This window comes from Chryseobacterium sp. T20, assembly GCF_047345655.1.
Lineage (GTDB): Bacteria > Bacteroidota > Bacteroidia > Flavobacteriales > Weeksellaceae > Chryseobacterium.
The window spans coordinates 237,004-255,449 of record NZ_JBLFDU010000006.1 but is presented as its reverse complement, the minus strand read 5'-3'; the positions used below and the strand labels follow the sequence as shown (position 1 = coordinate 255,449).

11 protein-coding genes are annotated in these 18,446 nt (G+C 35.7%); 4 read left to right on the top strand and 7 right to left on the bottom strand.

Going from position 1 to position 18,446, the window contains the following annotated elements:
* Positions 1-24: 24 nt before the first annotated feature.
* From ACMA47_RS15770 to ACMA47_RS15740, 7 genes are all read right to left on the bottom strand, one after another.
* Positions 25-1,143: a glycosyltransferase family 4 protein gene (locus ACMA47_RS15770; protein ID WP_413930520.1), complete on the bottom strand. Its 1,119-nt coding sequence runs from the start codon at positions 1,141-1,143 to the stop codon at positions 25-27.
* A gap of 114 nt (positions 1,144-1,257) precedes the next feature.
* A complete protein-coding gene (locus ACMA47_RS15765; protein WP_413930519.1) occupies positions 1,258-2,259 on the bottom strand; it encodes a glycosyltransferase family 2 protein in 1,002 nt (333 codons plus the stop codon).
* 3 nt (positions 2,260-2,262) lie between these two features.
* Positions 2,263-3,333, bottom strand: a complete 1,071-nt coding sequence (locus ACMA47_RS15760) for a formimidoylglutamase (RefSeq protein WP_413930518.1) — start codon at positions 3,331-3,333, stop codon at positions 2,263-2,265.
* Between the two features lie 144 nt (positions 3,334-3,477).
* Positions 3,478-6,039 carry a type I DNA topoisomerase gene (topA, locus tag ACMA47_RS15755; RefSeq protein WP_413930517.1) on the bottom strand — a complete coding sequence of 854 codons (2,562 nt, stop codon included), beginning with the start codon at positions 6,037-6,039 and terminating at the stop codon, positions 3,478-3,480.
* A 275-nt stretch (positions 6,040-6,314) separates the two neighbouring features.
* Positions 6,315-9,707, bottom strand: coding sequence for a T9SS type A sorting domain-containing protein (locus ACMA47_RS15750; RefSeq protein WP_413930516.1), 3,393 nt, complete (start codon positions 9,705-9,707; stop codon positions 6,315-6,317).
* A gap of 206 nt (positions 9,708-9,913) precedes the next feature.
* Positions 9,914-11,053 carry an EpsG family protein gene (locus ACMA47_RS15745; protein ID WP_253317175.1) on the bottom strand — a complete coding sequence of 380 codons (1,140 nt, stop codon included), beginning with the start codon at positions 11,051-11,053 and terminating at the stop codon, positions 9,914-9,916.
* Positions 11,050-12,063, bottom strand: a complete 1,014-nt coding sequence (locus ACMA47_RS15740) for a hypothetical protein (RefSeq protein WP_413930515.1) — start codon at positions 12,061-12,063, stop codon at positions 11,050-11,052. The genes ACMA47_RS15745 and ACMA47_RS15740 overlap by 4 nt, the downstream gene beginning before the upstream one ends.
* Positions 12,064-12,313: 250 nt before the next feature.
* On the opposite strand from ACMA47_RS15740, the gene ACMA47_RS15735 reads away from it, so the two are divergent.
* The 4 genes from ACMA47_RS15735 to ACMA47_RS15720 are packed head-to-tail and all read left to right on the top strand — an operon-like array spanning position 12,314 to position 18,439.
* Positions 12,314-15,910: an MMPL family transporter gene (locus ACMA47_RS15735; protein ID WP_413930514.1), complete on the top strand. Its 3,597-nt coding sequence runs from the start codon at positions 12,314-12,316 to the stop codon at positions 15,908-15,910.
* 42 nt (positions 15,911-15,952) lie between these two features.
* The gene (locus tag ACMA47_RS15730; RefSeq protein ID WP_034692424.1) at positions 15,953-16,867 is read left to right on the top strand and encodes a hypothetical protein; all 915 of its coding nucleotides are present in this window, start codon (positions 15,953-15,955) and stop codon (positions 16,865-16,867) included.
* Between the two features lies 1 nt (position 16,868).
* Positions 16,869-18,008 carry a beta-ketoacyl-ACP synthase III gene (locus tag ACMA47_RS15725; protein ID WP_413930513.1) on the top strand — a complete coding sequence of 380 codons (1,140 nt, stop codon included), beginning with the start codon at positions 16,869-16,871 and terminating at the stop codon, positions 18,006-18,008.
* Entirely contained in the window at positions 18,008-18,439 is a 432-nt protein-coding gene (locus ACMA47_RS15720; protein ID WP_413930512.1) for a hypothetical protein, read from the top strand. Before ACMA47_RS15725 ends, ACMA47_RS15720 begins: the two co-directional genes overlap by 1 nt.
* Positions 18,440-18,446: the final 7 nt, after the last annotated feature.

Below are 18,446 nucleotides of genomic sequence, written 5' to 3'. Positions count from 1 at the left end.
GTTTACAAAAGTAATATTTAATTGTTAATTTTTGTTATTTCTTAATCGATATAGCAAATCTGGCAGATAAGCACCAAAAAAACCTATTGAAAGAATCACCAATAATAAAAGATTGACGTTAATATGTCTTAAATAATAAGCTACTCCAACAATCATCAAATAGTAAAGGATAATATAAAAAGTTGATCTCCTATGGGTAAGGTTCAATTTCAACAATTTATGATGAATATGGTTTTTATCGGCATCAAATGGGGATTTTTTATTGTAAAGCCTGATCATGATTACATTTAAAGTATCCACGATCGGAAGAATCAAAATGGCCACCGCTACTACAGGAGCAGACTGAAGGTGATATCTTGGAACATCAATGAGTTTTTTATCTATAAAAATATCTATAAAACAAATGGATGTAAAAGCTAACAAAAAGCCTAGGAGCATAGATCCTGTATCTCCCATAAATATTTTGTGAGTACGGTAATTTGACAAATTATAATACAAAAATGCCAGTACAGTCCCAATAATAACAACGGATAACACGACCAGTGGATAGTTATACTCCCCTAAGCGATAATAACTAATTCCAAATAAAGCACTGCAGATCACAGAATAACCACCTGCCAGCCCGTCTATCCCATCAATCAGGTTGAATGCATTAATCAGAATAATAAACGTTACAATACTGAATATTATACTTACGAAATACTCCAACTCGTATACTCCGAAGATTCCGAACAAGCTTCTGATTCTGATATCTGAGCCAATAACAATCAGGGAAGACACAACAATTTGTGCAACAAGTTTTTTATAAGCCCTCATTACAACAATATCATCCATCACTCCCACGTAGAGCAGGATAATTAATGAGGCAAATAAAAATTTGTAGAGATCAAATAATTCATAGGCAAAAATAGAGGCACAGATTCCTATGGAATAAAATATGGCAATACCTCCCAGGTTGGGAATTTCTCTAAGATGCGAACTTCTTATCCCAGGCTCATCCATCAGATTCTTTCTTCTTGAAATCTTGACAATGGTAGGAATAGAGAAAAATGTAATTAAAAAGGAGAACACGAAACCTAGTCCTATTTTTATGTAGAAAATAGGTATTCCCGATCCGCTTAAGAACAATTCAAAATTTTTCATTCTTTTCTTATTCAGCACTTGTATCTCCTAAATAAAAAATCATAATACAGAACTTACAAGACCGTCATTATCATTTTCTATTGACCGAAACAATAGTACTTACATTTGTGTTTACTAAATCAATTTTCTTATCAATCTTTTCTGTCCTGCAAAAAACAACAGATAAAAAATCTTTTTCTTCAAAGGCAAAGATAAAAGATAATTCTTACCAAAACGACTATACTTCAATATATCTTGAATTTTTATTTGTCTTTCCTTCATAAAAAGAACTAATTGATCCGACATACTATAAAATATTTCTTCTTTTTTCACAAAGGCCAGATAGGCCAAAAATGAGTATACCCCTTCAAAAATCTGAAAATTTTTCAACTCTTCTTTTTTGTGGGAATATGGGGATTTACTGAATATTTTTTCCACATCAGACACGGCTTTTAACATATCAAGTCCCTTTTCTGTGTGGGTTTTTGTAATAGAATCAGTACGTTCAAGGTACTGGTAATGGAAATTCTGAGTCTGCGCGATGATTTCACATTCCAGCAAAAGCTGTGGAATAAGCTGAATATCCTCAAAATGAACTCCCTTTTTAAATCTTTTCTGATTAAAAAGTTCTTTTTTAAACAGCTTATTGCATGCGAAATAGCTGATATCTGAAAAAACAGAAAAATAATCTCCGAGTATAATTTTCTCAGGCATATTGGGAAGCTGAGTCAGTTTTTGGATAATTTTTCCATTTTCGTCTACTTTCTGAATATTACAGATCACCATCTTTGCATGGTGTTTTTCTGCTAAAAGAAACATTTCCTCGAACATGGTTTCAGTGACATAATCATCACTGTCTACAAAACCGATGTAATCACCGGTAGCCCTATCAATTCCAAAATTACGGGCATCACTTAGACCTCCGTTTTCTTTGGTAAAAGCTTTTATTTTATCCGGATATTTTTGTACAAATTCTTTAATTATTTGTTCAGAGTTATCTTTACTTCCGTCATTCACTACAAGAATCTCCATATCAGAAAGACTTTGCTTCACCAGAGAGTCAAGGCATTTTGTCAAATAGTTTTCGACATTATAAACGGGAACAATAATGGATACTCTTGCGGGAACATTTGTCATACATTAAATTTTCGTCAGTCTTGCATTCAGCCAGCCTTTTTTAGCTTCATCAAAATCCTTTCTGGAGCAGGGAATGCAGTTTTCTATATTTTCATCATCGCCAAAATACCACAAATTACTGAAAGTATCACGTCTGAATGCGTATTGTCTGTCATCTATCAAAACATAAAACAGTTCATAATGCCTTTCTTTCGGGTGGGAATGCTGGATATTGATTCCTTCGATCAGATACCATAACATCTGAGCTAAGAGCTGATGGTTCAGCTGGTTCTCTGAATAAATATTATAGTTAAAAATCCCAACAGATTTCAGATTTTCACTCAATCCGATTTCTTTCATATAGGCACAGATTTCTCTTCTGTTCAAACCATTTACCTGTGGATTCATTGAAAAAGGCTCACTAAAACTTTCAATAGCATCACAATTTACACTCACCAGATCTGCTTTTCTGAAGAAAGGCTCTGTTTTTTCTGTAGAATTCATCATTTCAGCCAGTCGGATAATATCAAACTCTACTTCTTTGATGAGTCTTACAGAATCCATTTCATTCAAATGTTTCTGGTAACCCAGATGGTGATAATTTTTAATGGAGAAATTCTTGGCTCCGAAAATTTTACTTAAAAAAGTATGTTCATTGATTGTCTCCCCTTGTTGAAGAGAAATAATATTACTGATCTGGGTATAATTGATGCTTTTCTTATGGAAATTCAATGCTGAAAATAATGAAAAAGCAAAATCATTGGAACCACCAATAATCACTGGAATAGCTCTTTTATAATGACATGCCGACAATACTTCCTGTAAGATATAATGAGTATCCTGAACGGATTTCCCGGATACCAAATCTCCAAGATCTACAACAGGAATTTCGAAGTCCATCTGCGAAAGCTTATAAAATTCTTTTCTTACTGCCGTAAAATCCTGTACTTCTGCATCTCCGCCCGCACCTCTATAATCTGACACAAACAAAAGAACAATACTGTCTTCTCTGATATCTTTTGTAATCCGATTTCCTATCTGCCAGCTTTCTGTTTTGAAATTTCTTGGTGAAATGATAAAGTCTTCGAAATCCATATTTTAATTTAAAATGTAATAATTGATTAATCGCTTGATGTAACAAACATACAAAAAACACAGGAACTGAGTAAGACGTGGATACTTTTGTTCACAAAAAAAGCCGTCAACATCTGTTAACGGCTTAGTATCATTATTTTATATTTATTTTTTCTTTGCTGCCGGTTTTTTTGCGGCTGTAGTTTTCTTTGTAGCAGTTGCTTTTTTAGCTGCAGGCTTTTTCTTTTCTGCAAAGGCCTTAGGATCCTGATCTGTAATCCATTTTTTAACCTCATCTAAAGAAAGTTCTTTCAATTCCTCAGCTTCATATTTGGTATCGTCTGCTTTCTTAGGAATTTTGAACATGGCTTTTCCAAACTTGATGAAAGGCCCCCATCTTCCGTTTTCTATGGAGATTTTTTCTTTTTCCCACTGCTGGATATATCGGTTGGCTTCTTTTTCAAGCTTAGCATCAATCAGTTCGTTAATATCACTTTGTGAAAGATTTTCAAAATCATATCTCTTTGGAACATTCACGAAAATATCTTTGTATTTGATAAACGGTCCGAATCTTCCTGACCCTTTGGTTACCGGCTCTCCTTTATAGGTAGCAATTGGAGCATCAGCAATTTTCTTTTCATTGATAATCTCCTCAGCACGTTTCTGATCTACAGAAAGCGGATCTTCACCTTTCGGAATACTGATATAGGTTTCTCCCCATTTCACATAAGGACCAAATCTTCCCACTCCCACAGAAACTGGCTGTCCGTCAACTTCACTTAAATCGAAAGGCAACTTAAACAGTTCCAGTGCTTCTTCGAAAGTAATGGTTGCAATATTCTGTCCTGTCATTAAGGAAGCAAAGATTGGTTTCTCTTCATCATCCGTTTCTCCAATCTGGATCATCGCTCCAAATCTTCCGATTCTTGCATGAACATTTTTACCAGTCTTTGGATCTACTCCTAATAGCCTGTCTCCTGTTGCACGGTCTGCATTTTCTTCTACATCTTCAATTCTCGGGTGAAATTTTGAGTAGAAATTCGTCATCATTTCTTTCCACTTCTGATCACCGCTCGCAATTTCGTCAAAACTTTCTTCTACTCTTGCTGTGAAACCGTAATCAAGGATTTCTCTGAAATTATCTGTTAAGAAATCATTCACCACTTCACCAATGTCTGTAGGAATGAATTTATTTTTATCCCCACCGAATTTCTCTTCAAGAACTACTTTTTTGATCTTATCTTTTGCTAAAGACATTTTGATCACTTCACGGGTATGTGGCTCGATTTCTCTTTTATCTACGTATTCTCTGTTCTGAATCGTCTGAATTGTTGGAGCATAAGTAGATGGTCTACCAATCCCTAATTCTTCAAGTTTTCTCACCAATCCGGCTTCCGTATATCTTGCACTTGGTCTTGTGAACTTTTCAGTAGCTGTAATGGTTTTATAGTTCAAAACTTCACCTACACTTACTTTCGGCAACAACTTATCGTTGTTTTCCTCATCATCCTCTTCTGTCTTTACAATTCCGTAAGCTTTCAGGAAACCATCAAATATAATAACCTCTCCCTGTGCTTCAAAATGATGTGGCAATGATGCATTTCCTATTTCAATCACTGTCTTTTCAATTTTAGCATTAGCCATCTGAGAAGCCAGTGTTCTTTTATAAATTAATTGATATAGTCTGTTTAACTGGGCATCAGCTACAGTTTTCACTCCAAAATCTGTAGGTCGGATCGCTTCGTGAGCTTCCTGCGCTGAAGCTGATTTTGTAGTATAGTTTCTTGGAGAAGAATATTCTGCTCCATATTCTGATATAATTTGTTTTTTAGCTCCTTCAATAGCTTCCTGGGAAAGGTTTACAGAGTCTGTTCTCATATAAGTAATAAACCCTTCTTCGTATAGCCTCTGTGCAAGACGCATGGTATTGGTTACATTATAACCAAGTCTTGAGGAAGCTTCCTGCTGCAATGTAGAGGTTGTAAATGGTGCTGAAGCTGAACGGGTACCTGGCTTGGTTTCAACATTCAGAACTTTGAATTCTGTAGTTTTTGCCTGCTCCAGGAATTTTTCTGCCTCTTCTTCCTTTTCAAAGTCTTTTTTCAGCTTGGCAGCAATTTCCTGCTCTGTTTTATTTAAGAAGATTCCATCCAATTTAAAACTTGCTTTTGGTTTAAACTCACGGATCTCTTTTTCTCTTTCAACGATTAATCTAACTGCTACAGACTGTACTCTACCTGCAGATAGTCCCGGTTTTACTTTTTTCCATAAAACGGGAGACATTTCAAAACCTACAATTCTGTCCAGCACTCTTCTCGCCTGCTGTGCATTCACTAAGTTCTGATCAATATCTCTTGGATTGTCGATTGCTTTTAGAATGGCATTTTTGGTAATCTCGTGGAAAACAATTCTTTTTCTGTTTTCAGGCTTCAGTTTCAATTCATCCGCAAGATGCCATGCAATAGCTTCTCCTTCGCGGTCCTCATCGGAAGCGAGCCATACCATATCAGCTTTCTTTACGGCAGCCTTCAATTCGGTTACCAATTTCTTTTTGTCTGCTGAAACTTCGTAATCAGGACTGAATGTGGCAAGGTCTATCCCCATTCCTTTTTTAGGAAGGTCACGGATATGTCCGAAACTGGATTTCACTTCAAAATCCTTTCCTAGATATTTCTGAATAGTTTTTGCTTTTGCCGGGGACTCTACGATTACTAAATTTTTCGACATTCTAACTAAAAATTTTTGCAAAAGTAAAGCTTTTTTATTATATACTTTTTGTTAAACGGGTTTAATTTAATAATCAGGCCGCTTTACAGCATCTTTCAATACTCATTTTTTGGAGAAACAAACCCTTTGTAGTATAGGTTTTAGACTGTTATACAATTATCAACATTCATTGATATAGAATTTTTCATCAGCCATAATAGATGTAAGAAATATGCTGTCTTATAAAAAAGCAGAACAAGAAACCTTATTCTGCTTTTAATCCCTTATTTTAAGATTTATTGTTTTATAATTTTCACAACCGCTTCGGAGTTGTTTATTCTTATGACATATACTCCTGCGCTTAAAGACGAAAGGTCTGTCTGATTGTTGATAAACTGTCCGGACCTTACAAGTTGACCCAGAACATTAAAAATCTGAAAATTATATTCTTTATTTTCTGTGGCCCTGATGTAAAGAATATTGGAAAAAGGACTCGGGTAGAGAGAAATTTTATTACTGAGCACCTTAGATTTCACATTTTCTTTCATCAATGCAGGTCTATTAGATACAACAGAAAGTCCTGATGCGGGACCTTCTTCATTACCATTGGCATCATACTTTATTTTCACACATCGGCATCCTGTTCCGAAGTACGGATCATTATTATCATGAAAGACCATTATTCTATTGGTTGTAGAGATTGCATCAAATAACACATTAATAGATCGTCCAATGTAATTTGAATTTAAAGCAGCGGTCCATACTGCCGGATACTGAAAGTTGAGCACATTAAATGTTCCCTGCGCAGTCTGATTGGCTGTTACACTTCTGAATCCTCTTGAACCGGAATCAGGATAATTTCCTACAAGATATGCCGGATTATTAAAGATATATCCCACTGTAGCATTGGCGGAATTTCTCACCCTTGTTCCTGAATAATCTGTAGCAATACTGTATGATGTTGCTACATTTTTATCTTTTTTGTACCAGGGCGTCTGTCCAAAATCCGCACCTGAAACCAGCGCTACACTTGTAAGATCCGGCACTCTCCATCCTTCAGGACAAGGATCAAAAGGGGATTTCTTACCTCCTCTTCCCCATCTGTCAAGAGCCAGATTAGGTTCTTGTGCCAACCAGTCTGTACCATTGGTATAATTGGGAGTTGTACTGTTGTAAGGAGCAAAAGTACTTGGAATCATATATACCAGAGGGTTCTTCACAGAATAGGATACTATTTTGGAGATTCTGTCTGCTGGCTTATCCGTTACCTGTACATTTGATGTTCCTGCATATGTATCATAAGGCACAATATAGTTTCCTGAAAGATTATTATAATCCGACTGATTAAGTGTACTGTAAGCCACTGTTCCATTAGCAGCTACTGTTCCCAAAAACACATTATAAAAACTTCTGTTATCCGCATACTGGAATGGAGGAATAGGATCTTTCCTTCCCCATTGATAATGCACTCCTGTAGAAGCTCGTATTTTCAGCAGCTCATCAGTTGTAGGCGCCTGAGGATTGACAACATTGGGAAAAGCATCTGTTGCTCCAAGATTACGATCCATGAAAGTGGTCTGTAATACAGCATCAGCTTTATTAACATAGTTCACGTAATTTGTAACAGCTACCGGAGTTTCTGTAGTATAAGTATAAGATCCTACTGGAGAATCCGTAACCCAGATATGCCAGCTCCAATATACCGGCGAAGATATACTCCCATTATGTAATGTTACAACAGCATTTCCACTTTCATTGGGGGCAATTTCTACAGATATTTTAGAGTTACCGATATCCTGCAATGACGAAGGTGAAGGGTTTACCATTGAAATCCTACTGATAAGAGCTGTATTGGTTGTCCAGAGAACATTAGCTTTTAAATTATTAAAACTGGAAGTATTTAATATCCCAGCGTTATCCAGTAATTGACTTTGCACAGAGAATGCTTTACTGACTGGTATGTCAATGGTAGTAACCGTTGCGTTTTTAACAATCTGGTAAGTATTCGGATTATTGAAACCCTCTTTGTATTCTGTAGCTGCAGGCAGATATTCTGTTGGAAAATCATAATCATTAATTGTATATAATGGATCTTTTATACATCTGCAGCCATTGGCATCCGAAGTATACATTCCGGCCATCGGAAAGTAGTAATAACGTCCTTTAATAGTAGGATAATTAGCATCCGGAATATCCGGTTGTCCTTTATCCGGAATCATGGAAAGCCCTCTTACAGTAACAGCAGGAGAAGCATCGAACAACCGGGTTAAAGTTGCTGTCCACAATGCAATGTGATGCTGATCACTATATTGTCCTAAATGAGCTCCTCTGATAAGCTGACCGTTTCCAGGAAAAATCCCCATATTATACCCACCGATAGCCGATAGATCAAAGCCCAGATTAGGATAAATTCTAAAACCCGTCATAAAGGCAGGAACTCCGGCATCAGTAGGTTTTATAATATGATACTTGTTGGTTTCAAAAACATTTTTCGCCATATTGGTTTTGACTCCAAAAGGCGAGAAGTCTATTCTGATATCATCTACATATGAGGGAGATGCCAGATTTGCAACCAACATAGAAGGGATACGCCATCCATTGGGACAAGGATCATAAGGGGATTTATCTCTATAAGGCTTCGTTTTATCATCAGTATTGTAGACGGTTTCAATTTTTCCCTGTGCATTATCAGACCACAGATTGAGTTCTGAAAGCCTGTTACTCGCCAAAGTTGTTGATTTACCAAACCAATTGACAGGAAGATTGAGATTATTGTTGTAGTAAGCCTGACCTGAGTTATCATCTTTATTCACATAAATAAGACTCAAAGGATTTTTTACAGAAAGTCTGATATTATTGGTAACCTCTGCAGCGGAAAGCAGAACAAATTTTCTGAGATCATCAATACTTACAGCATTGGTCATATTTTTAGCTCCTCTATGTCTTACCCGGCCTATAGATCCCGAAGCTTCATAGAAATCATTTCCTCTGGTTACTAAAGGTGGTATAGGATCTTTTCTTCCCCACTGATAAAGAAGGCCAATACTCTTATTCCAGTCTGACGCTGTGATAGAACTTGTGAGGGCTCCAAGATTTCTATCCATCCATTTCCAATCGGAATCCGGGATAACTTCTGTTGTCCCATCCGATTTCATTCTTTTGACATTGTTGAAACTTTTATAGGCAACTCCATTGGTAGGATCATCTGTTACCCAGATATGCCAGCTCCAATAAATCTCTCCGTTTACTTTGAGAGCTACCACAGCATTTCCTTTTTTTGTCTTATTGACAGGGACTTTTATCTTAGCATCCTGCCCGGATCCTATTATTTCAAGAGCATAATTTACTCCGGATTTTATAAGTCCATGAACATCTTCCCACAAAACATCTGCAGTTACCGTTCCTGCCGGAATGCCGCTTCCGTTAAGATATCCACCTCCTTCCCACATAGCATACGCTTTTTTTACAGGAACCAACAATCCTTCACTGTTCTGATTGGGATCAAAGATGTAACTGTTGGGTGCTTTTTTCCAGTCGGGAAGAAATAATGAGATCAATTCATTCAGTGGCCTTTTCAATGAGTCCTTACTCTCATTGAGCCATAGATTTCTGTTGATATTACCTTTGGAACTGATTCCAAATAATATCAGGCAGATGACTGCCGCTAATTTTCCAGCTAATCTTTTCATACCTTAGGTTTTAGTGTCATTAGCGGAATGCAATTTTTAAGCCCACTTCAATAAAAAGTGATTTATTTTATAAATAACTACATCATATTTAAATTACATTATTAATAATTTAACATAAAACCCAATAAACAAAACAAACTCCAATAAAGTTTTCTCACAAAAAAAAGACAGCCCTAAGCTGCCTTTATATTTTAACCTTCAAAATTCTATGGAAGAATATGATTCTGATAACGATCAATTGAGAATCGTCCGGCTTTGATATTATTAAACATAGAGAAGATAACAAAATTGAAGACGACAAGCGCAATGATAAAGGCGTAAATCATATTTTTAACCCTTCCGGAAACAACATACATTGCATTCGGAATAATGATATACGAGAATCCAATAAATGCTCCTGCAAGTCTGGATGAGAAGATAGGGTTATTTCTAAAAATAAAATAAAGGCATATCCCGATTACAGCATAGCTTCTATGGTATTCATAGTAGGGATAAAGTTCTTTCATCTTGTTATCAAAAACAAAAAGGAAGAAGGTAAGGATAGCCATCATGACCTCCGGGATTCCAATTCCCCCGTTAAGTCGCTGCACCGTTTCATCCATATATCCATTAAAACCCTCTACAAGTGTACTGTTAGAGGCCATACCATCTAAGAAACCTCCAAAACTCCTATAGATTTCAAAAGGAGATAAAAAGACAGAACCCACAATCATAATCAACATCACCGTTCTATTCAACGGAATGCGAGCCAGCCAATACATCGGCAGGAATAAATAACAAACACTGTGTATACCAGATCCTATGAATATAAAAAACAGGTAATGCCAGAGTTTTCGTTCTTTAATATACCGTATTGCAAAATAAACGATAAAAGTTCCCAGGTTTTGTCTGATCTGCCCACTTTCCCCGATAAAGAAGTTGGGAATAAACATGAAAAGAGTAAAAGTAAAAGGATAAAAAGTATTGTCTTCTGTATATTCTACTTTAAAGATCATTGCAAAAACAGCAATGACAAATGTTACCATATAAAAAGGTGCATCAAAAAAGTTGAGAAGAACTTTATTAATCAAGGTATACAGCCATTCCACATCCAGAGTTTCCGTCCCTTCCATATGGAGCATCTTCATAAAGATACTGTAATAGCTTTTGGTATCAGAGTAAATATAAATTCCTTTGTAACTTCCGTAATCCGGACCTACGCTGTCTCTGAAACCAACAATAATAATAAAATAAACAGCAAGGAACCAGAACCATTTTTTATCAACCTTCTTTCCATATACTTCCTGAACACTGAAGAACAGCATATAGACGATTGCAATTATATAATATGGATGTAGTAAACTCATGCTAGATCTCGGATGTTTTTTTTAAACTGATGATATGCTGTGATTATTCCGGTCAGAATTAAAGGCAGGAAAAGCCTCACTTCCCAGAACAGCCCTACTAAAGTAATCATAAGAAGATAAGGAATGGAAAAGAAAAAATACTTTCCAAAAACACTTCTGTTTTCTTCTTCTGTACAAAGACCATATATAAAATAAATCACAATTAATGCAAAGACCAATCCTGCAAGGTTGAAAGGACTGGAAAAGTTCCTGTTAATATAAAACCCTTCCACAAAAGTAGTTTCATCCTGAACAAGCAGAGCTCTCAATCCCAGATAGGGAATCAGAAAAGCAACAACCAAAGGTATAATTTTCCAGATTACCTGATAATTTCCTTTTTTCAATTCATCTATATTGAAAAATACTGCTGCAAAAAAGGCTATATTCAGACAAGCGGTTTCTCTTACCAAAGTAGAGATTCCAATAAGACCAATGAGCATAAAAAAGAAAATATTTTTTTGGGTATCTAAATATTTCAGGGTTAAAAATACACCTGCCAAATAACAGAAGAGTGCAATGGTGTCACAGTTTGTAGGGGCATACTGCGTGATCACAATAAAAAACACAGACAGGAGATGAATAATCCTCCTTGCATTAAGATTCAGAAGAAGACCTATTGATTTCATCCGGAAAATAGCATTCAAAATCAAAGAACACAAAACAAAGAACACGCTGTTCATCAGGAAAAGCCCATGATAAAAAGGGGTTCCGTTTTTTGACAAAAAATCTTTGAAGAAAGAAAGAGGCCCGTTGATCAGATTGTACATCAAATCTGTCATCTGTACACTCAGATAATTGGGAATCACTCTGTAAGCATATACCGAGGAAAATAAAAAATCAGGGGTTGTCTCTGATGTTTTCAGTCTTGTATAGGAAGATTCAAATCCATAATAAGACATCGAAAACAACAGAAGCGGAAGTACTATTACAAATAGAAATCCGTTTATTTTTTCATCATTTCTTTTCAACATATCTAAAACAGATTCTTATTTTTTTAATAATAATGGTGGTTTAAAATACATTTTTTCAAAAGGGAACTTTTGCAAAAGTAGAATATTTTTTCATTCTTCCTAGAATATTTTATTGATTTTCAGTTAAAACTTATCGCTAACTATTTTGAACTAATGCTTAAAAAATTAAATTTGCAGACTTGATTTAAATGCAATGCATCGCTTTTTTATATTTTTATATTATCTGATTTCTAAAAATAAAATCCTGTCTGTGTTTACAGCTTTAGGAATTGCCATCTTATGCACGTTCTTTGCATCAAAGATCAATTTTGAGGAAGATATCAACCAGATTATTCCTAAAAATGAAAAATCTGATCTTACAGCAAAGGTTCTTAAGCAGCTTAATTTTTCGGATAAGATTATTGTTATTATAGAAAATAAATCCAGTGAAGACAGTTTCCAGCTTTCTGAAACGGCAGATACTTTCCTGAAAAAAATTGAGCCTTTACAGAAATACATCGGTTCTGTTCAGGGCAAAGTGAATGATAATGAAATCTCCGAAACCTTTGATTTTGTTAATCAGAATTTACCTTTATTCCTTAATGAGAATGATTATAAGGAAATAGACCGAAAACTTCAGAAAGACAGCATTGCCAGGCAGGTAGAGAATAATTATATATCATTGGTTTCTCCCACAAGCCTTGTCACTAAAGAGTTTATAAAAAAAGATCCTCTGGGGCTTACTCTTTTGGGGATAAAAAAATTAAATGCATTAAACATCAGTAAAGACTTTAAACTTGAAGACAGCTATATTGTAACTAAAGATGGTAAGAACCTCTTACTTTTCATTGATCCTAAAAACAAAAGTAATGACACAAAAGCCAATGAGGTATTTGTAGATCAGCTTAATTCCATCAAAGACGGCATCAACAAACAATTCAAAGGAAAAACAGAGATCAGCTATTTCGGTTCTCCGGTGATTGCTGTGGCCAATGCGAAGCAGATCAAAAAAGATATTCAGAACACAGTAGTTATTTCCATGACGGTTCTTCTGGTTCTACTGATCTATTATTTCAGAAATATCTTTACTCCCATCATTGTTTTTTTACCGACAGTATTTTCTGTACTGCTTGCTTTATTGGTTCTTTATTTTATTAAAGATAAGATTTCGGCAATTTCACTGAGTGTGGGAGCTATTCTGATTGGGATTACCATTGATTATGCCCTGCATATTCTTACCCATTATAAGCACAACAATAATATTGAAGAGCTTTACAAAGAAATTACGCAGCCTATTATATTGAGTAGTGCAACAACAGCCGTTTCCTTCTTATGTCTGGTTTTTGTTCGTTCTGAAGCATTGAAGGACTTAGGACTTTTTGCGGCCATTACCGTGATTCTTTCTTCAATCACAGCTTTAATTATCGTTCCCCAGCTTTACAAGCCAAAAGAAAAAGGAGAGCACCTTAATACCAACTTTATTGACAAGATCGGATCTTATCCGTACGAGAAAAATAAGCCTTTGATTATAGGCTGTTCCATTATTATTCTTGCCTGTCTGTTTGGATTCAGGCATGTAGGCTTTAATGAAGACATAGGTGATCTGAATTATATTCCCAAAGAATTAAAAATCAGTGAAGCAAAACTGCAGAAGCTTTCTGACATTACTTCAAAGTCAATCTATACTATTTCTTATGGTGATTCTGAAAAACAGGCTTTAAGCAGAAATTCTGAACTGAGCAGCTTCCTTGAAAAAGAGAAAAAAGAAGGCAAAATTTTAAGCTATAACTCTATAGGAAGTGTTGTGCTTTCAGAAAAAGACCAACAGAAGAAAATTGAGGAATGGAATCGATTCTGGAATGACCAGAAGAAAAATCAGACCATTTCCGAACTGGTCAACAATGGAAATAAATTTGGCTTCAACAGTTCCGCTTTTGATGGTTTCAATGAAGTTTTGCATAAAAATTATTCCGCATTGAGTCTGAAAGAGTATCAAAAAGTAAAAGCGCTTCAGATTTCAGAATTCATGAGCAATGAAAATGGTTTCTACACCGTTTCAAATGTGGTAAAAGTAGACGAGAAAAAAAGAGATACTTTCATTAAAGATATCGAAAAGAAGCATGATGCGATTGCGATTGACCGTCAGCAGATGAATGAAAATTTCCTGGGATTACTGAAAAGAGATTTCAATACGCTCATCAATTATTCACTTTTAGCTATTGTCCTGACGATTATTGTATTCTTCAGAAATTTTGAATTAACAATTCTCACCATGTTTCCAATTGTTTTAACAGGAGTGGTGACAGCCGGAATTCTTTATTTCTTAGGATTGGAATTAAATATTTTCAGTACTGTGGTTTGTACTCTTGTATTTGGAGTAGGAGATGATTTCAGTATTTTCCTGACGCAGGCGATGCAAAAAGAACACACCACAGGAAAGAATGAATTACCAACGTACAGAACATCCATTATTCTTGCCGTTTTCACCACAATACTTTCCATTGGATCATTAATCTTCGCTAAGCATCCTGCATTGCATTCCTTAGCGTTAGTTGCCCTGATCGGAATGTTCTCAGTCATTATTATCACTTCTACTCTATATCCTTTCTGGTTCAGATTATTGATTACCAACCGGGCAAAAAAAGGACTTTCTCCGATTACGTTCAGGTTATTTCTGCGGGCAGTGTTCTCGTTTTTATATTATGGATTAGGCGGATTGGTATTTTCTGCTGTCGGAAGCTTATTTATCAAGAACTCAAAGGGAAGAACATTAGATATTATCAAATTAATTCTTGCTAAGTTTTTAACATCTGTACTTTATATTACTCCTTTTGTAAAGAAAAGAGTGATTAAAAATCTGTCCGAAGATTTCAGCAAACCTGCTGTCATTATTGCCAACCATACGTCTTTTCTGGATACACTGGCTATTGCAATGGCAACCCACAAAATTATTTATCTGGTGAATGATTGGGTATACGAGTCTCCTGTTTTTGGAAAACTGGTAAGAGCTTTGGGCTTTTATCCTGTTTCTCAGGGAATCGAGAATGGAATGGACAAACTGAAAGAAAAAATTGCACAAGGATATTCATTGGTTGTTTTTCCGGAAGCAGAACGTTCCTATACCAATGATGTGAAAAGGTTTCATAAAGGAGCATTTTATCTTGCCGAGCAATTCGGACTGGATATTCTTCCACTTTACATCCACGGAAACTCTGAAGTATTACCGAAAGGAGATTTCATTATCTATGACGGAAGCATTACGGTAAAAGTGGGCAACAGAATCAGCAAAGACGACATAAGTTTTGGTAAAAACTATTCTGAAAGAACAAAGAAGATCAACGCCTATTTCAGAGAAGAATTCGCCAAACTGCGTGAAGAGATTGAGGATGAGAATTATTTTAAAAAGAAATTATTCATGAGCTATCTTTACAAAGACAGCGAAATGGTAAAAGAAGTAAAAGAAGATTTTAACACCAATAAATCAGTATATTTCGAACTGAACAAGCATATTTCAAATGACGCCAATATTCTTCATTTGGCCGATGATTTTGGACAGAAGGATGCATTATTAACTTTATACCAGGCCAGCCGAAGAGTTTTTTCTCTGATTCAGAATGATGAAAAAAGAGCAACAGCAGCACACAGCTATCTGGTAAAAAGAAGAAAAATACAGTATATAAAAGACCTTTCTGAGGTAAGCAAAAAGATTGATGTACTTTTGGTCTCCCATGATCGTTTTACATGGAATGATATTCAGGAGCTGCCGGAAACGATCATTTTTGTAAATACAAAAAGTGATTCTTTTGAAAGTGATAATTATGCACTAAAATTTAGTTCTGAATCATTAAAAGTATTTAAAACCAAATAATAAATATGAAAAACATATTTTTGTAAACGCTAAAGAAAACTAATGAAGAAAAATATACTTGTCATATATTATTCACAAACCGGACAACTCGAAGATATCGTGAGAAATATAGCCCAACCTTTTGAAGCTAAAAAGGAGGCTTATGATGTTACGTATTACAACATTCAGCTAAAGGAAGATTTTCCTTTTCCCTGGCCAGGCGATGTCTTTTTCAACACTTTTCCTGAATCTTATCTGCAGATTCCAAAAGAAATCCTTCCTCCTTCAGAAGAAATTCTGAACAAAAAGTACGACCTTATTCTATTCGGGTATCAGGTATGGTATCTCACACCATCCATTCCTATTATTTCTTTCTTAAAGAGTGATTATGCAAAACAAATCCTTAAAGATACTCCTGTAGTTACCATCTCAGGAACCAGAAATATGTGGATGCTTTCCCAGGAAAAATTAAAGGTTTACTTAAGAGATTTACAGGCTAAACTCGTAGGAAATATTGCTTTGGTAGACAGACACGACAATTACACCAGCGTATTAACGATTCTCCGATGGCTTACTACAGGTCAGAAAGAAAAATCTGGAATGCTTCCTGCTGCAGGAGTTTCCGATGAAGAAATCACAGGTTCTGTAAAGTATGGCGAGATTATTGAAAGACATTTTAATAATAACGACCTTAACAGTTTACAACCGGATCTTGTGAAAAACGGAGCGATTGAAATCCGTGCGTTTTTAGTACGCGTAGAAAAGGTAGGAAACAAAATTTTTACAGTATGGTCCAACCTGATTATCAAGAAAAAAGAGAAACGTCCATTGCTGATAAAATTCTTTAAGGTATATTTGATGGCAGCGATATGGATTATCTCACCTGTCGTTTTGGTTTTACACCTGCTTACAACCCCTATATTTTGGTTTAAAAGACAAAAACAAAAAAGATATTTACAAGGAATTAATTTAAAATAGAATGTACGACGTATTTATAACAAAAGCATCAAAATACTTACCCAATGAGCCGGTAGCGAATGATGAAATGGAGACTTATCTTGGGCTTATCAATGATGCGCCATCTAAAGCAAAATCACTTATCCTAAGAAATAATAAAATCACGACAAGATACTACGCCTTAGACAAAGAAGGAAACCCTACCCACTCTAATGCGCAGCTTACTGCCAAAGCCATCGAAGGACTTTTTGACGAAAATTTCAAAAAGGAAGATATGAAATTATTATCGGTAGGAACTACTTCACCGGATCAGATCCAGCCTTCTCACGCTTCTATGGTACATGGTGAACTGAACATCGGAAAATCTATTGAAATTAATACTTCAACAGGTCTTTGCAACTCAGGAATGAATGCGCTCAACTATGGATTCCTTTCTGTAAAAGCTGGTGTACAGGACAACGCAGTATGTGCAGGTTCTGAAAGAATGTCTGCATGGATGACTGCTGACAAATTCAACCACGAGGCTGAAAATTTAAAATTATTGGAGGAAAGACCTATCATTGCTTTCAAAAGAGAATTCCTGAGATGGATGCTTTCTGACGGAGCAGGTGCTTTTTTATTAGAAAATAAACCTAGAGAAAACAGTACTTCCTTAAAAGTAGAATTCATTGATTTCTATTCTTATGCCCACGAAATTGAGGCATGTATGTATGCAGGATGTGAAAAACAGGAAGACGGAAGCCTGAAATCATGGGCAGATTATCCTTCTGACGAATGGTTGAAGGAATCTATTTTTGCCATCAAACAGGATACTAAAATCCTTGATAAATACATCCTTATAAAAGGAGCAGAAAGTTTAAGATCATCTTTTGACAAACATAATTTAGATCCGGAAAAAATTGACCACGTATTGGCTCATATCTCTTCGGGATACTTTAAAGACGGACTGAAAGAGGAATTTGCTAAAAAAGGAATGGACTTCCCTGCAGAAAAATGGTTCTATAACCTTTCTGAAGTTGGAAACATCGGCGCAGGATCTATATTTATTGCCCTTGAAGAACTGATGAATTCAGGAAAACTAAAAAAAGGAGAAAAAGTACTTCTTTGTGTTCCTGAAAGTGGAAGATTCGCATATTCTTGTGCTTTATTAACTGTTTGCTAATGGAAAACAAACTGCCTACATCCGATAAAGATTTTGTAGAAAGTCTTATTCCGCAAAGGTTTCCTTTTGTGATGGTGCACGAGTTATCAGAATATTCTGAAAACCATCTTTTGTCCGGTTTTGAAATAAAAGAAGATAACCTTTTCATCCAGGACGGATTTTTTCAGGCTTCAGGTTTGATTGAGCACCAGGCACAGAGCGTTGCTCTGCATACAGGATATAAATATTATCTGCTGGGAAAAGATGCACCTACAGGATATATCGGAGCCATCAAGTCTTTTGAAGCCGAAATACTACCTAAAGTGGGAGATCAGCTGAAATCTGAAGTTACCATCCTCAATGAAGTAATGGGAGTAACCCTTGTAGATATTGTTACCAAACTGAACGGTGAAGTGATTGCAAAATCTCAAATGAAAACCGCTGTAAAATAAACTGGAA

Bases quoted from the DNA above. Each gene is read 5' to 3' on its own strand.
- ACMA47_RS15750 (WP_413930516.1), bottom strand. From the start codon at position 9,707: ATGAAAAGATTAGCTGGAAAATTAGCGGCAGTCATCTGCCTGATATTA.
- ACMA47_RS15770 (WP_413930520.1), bottom strand. From the start codon at position 1,143: ATGAAAAATTTTGAATTGTTCTTAAGCGGATCGGGAATACCTATTTTC.
- ACMA47_RS15720 (WP_413930512.1), top strand. From the start codon at position 18,008: ATGGAAAACAAACTGCCTACATCCGATAAAGATTTTGTAGAAAGTCTT.
- ACMA47_RS15730 (WP_034692424.1), top strand. From the start codon at position 15,953: ATGAAGAAAAATATACTTGTCATATATTATTCACAAACCGGACAACTC.
- ACMA47_RS15745 (WP_253317175.1), bottom strand. From the start codon at position 11,053: ATGAGTTTACTACATCCATATTATATAATTGCAATCGTCTATATGCTG.
- ACMA47_RS15765 (WP_413930519.1), bottom strand. From the start codon at position 2,259: ATGACAAATGTTCCCGCAAGAGTATCCATTATTGTTCCCGTTTATAAT.
- topA (WP_413930517.1), bottom strand. From the start codon at position 6,039: ATGTCGAAAAATTTAGTAATCGTAGAGTCCCCGGCAAAAGCAAAAACT.
- ACMA47_RS15740 (WP_413930515.1), bottom strand. From the start codon at position 12,063: ATGTTGAAAAGAAATGATGAAAAAATAAACGGATTTCTATTTGTAATA.
- ACMA47_RS15725 (WP_413930513.1), top strand. From the start codon at position 16,869: ATGTACGACGTATTTATAACAAAAGCATCAAAATACTTACCCAATGAG.
- ACMA47_RS15760 (WP_413930518.1), bottom strand. From the start codon at position 3,333: ATGGATTTCGAAGACTTTATCATTTCACCAAGAAATTTCAAAACAGAA.